Source organism: Leisingera sp. F5 (assembly GCF_001593695.1).
Map to the genome: position 1 here is coordinate 1 of NZ_LUKH01001119.1, position 1,261 is coordinate 1,261.

Sequence of the window (1,261 nt, forward strand, 5' to 3'; positions counted from 1 at the left end):
GCCACGGTGTGGTGCGGCCGGAGCTGGAGGCTGGCAGCATGGCAGCGCTGCCCTTGAATACCGACAGCACTCTTGGCCCCGTGGGTCTGTGTGTCCGGCGGGAGCACCAGCTTTCGGCTGCAGCCCAGCGGTTTTGTGCGGCCCTGCGCAGGGCTTGCACCGCGCTGGGGCTGGTTTAGGAACCGCCTGTATTCCGGCATGCCGGGTTGCGGCATTGCCGTGTGTTTCCTTTACCGCCGTCATGAAGTAATATTCACCAAACATTATTTGTGCATTTGATTGCGCGGCGATACGGGAAGGAAACGGTATGGAGTTCACCAGGCGTGAATTTGGGTTGTCGGCTGCAGTGGGGCTGGCGGCTGCAGCTGTCCCCGGCTGGGCTTCGGCGCGGATCACTTTGGGCAATAAGCGGATTGAGACGGTTTCAGACGGGTATCTCACTTTGCCGCCGGAGTTTCTGTTTGACGGGCTTGAGCCGGATGCTTTGCAACAAGCGTTGAAACAGTACGGGCTTGCAGCCGGGCCGCTGACGCCGGAGGTGAATGTAACCTTGCTGCGCGAAGAGGGCCGAGTTGTTCTGTTCGATGCCGGCGCCGGGCCGGGGTTTCAGGATAGTGCCGGAAATCTGCCCGGCGCGCTGGATGTTCTTGGCGTCACGCCTGACGAGGTGACGCATGTGGTCTTTACACATTGCCATCCGGATCACCTGTGGGGGGTGCTGGATGATTTTGACGATCTGTTGTTCCCTGGCGCAGACTATCTGATGGGGCAGAGAGAATGGGATTACTGGTTCGACCCGCAGACTGCAGACAGGATTGGCAGCAGCAGGACGGCCATGGCCATTGGGGCCCGGCGCAGGATGGAGCGGCTGGAAGACAAGGTGCAGCTTTTCCGGAACGGCGAGGAGATCCTGCCTGGAGTCGCAGCTCATGCCACGCCAGGCCACACGCCGGGGCATATGTCATTTGAAGTCAGGGATGGCAGTAACAGTGTCCTGGTTCTAGGGGATGCGTTGGGTAATCATCATGTAAGCTTTGCTGACCCTGGCAGGCCGGTTGGTGCCGACCAAGAGCCGCAAACGGCTGCTGTGGCACGTATGCGTTTGCTGGACCGGCTTGCCGCCGAACAAATGCAGTTGATCGGCTATCATCTGCCCGGCGGCGGTATCGGGCGGGCGGAGCGCATTGGCAGCGGCTACCGCTTTGTACCAGCGGTTTAACAGGCTGCTGAAGAAGTCGGCTCTCGACGCGGTCTGAGGAAC

General features: G+C 60.5%; 1 protein-coding gene. It reads left to right on the plus strand.

Annotated features, from left to right (window positions below):
- The first annotated feature begins 307 nt into the window (after positions 1 to 307).
- The gene (locus A2I95_RS39395) at positions 308 to 1,219 is read left to right on the plus strand and encodes an MBL fold metallo-hydrolase (protein ID WP_291737797.1); all 912 of its coding nucleotides are present in this window, start codon (positions 308 to 310) and stop codon (positions 1,217 to 1,219) included.
- The last annotated feature ends 42 nt before the right edge of the window (positions 1,220 to 1,261 follow it).

Coding starts and splice junctions, on each gene's coding strand:
- A2I95_RS39395 (WP_291737797.1), top strand. CDS start 308: ATGGAGTTCACCAGGCGTGAATTTGGGTTGTCGGCTGCAGTGGGGCTG.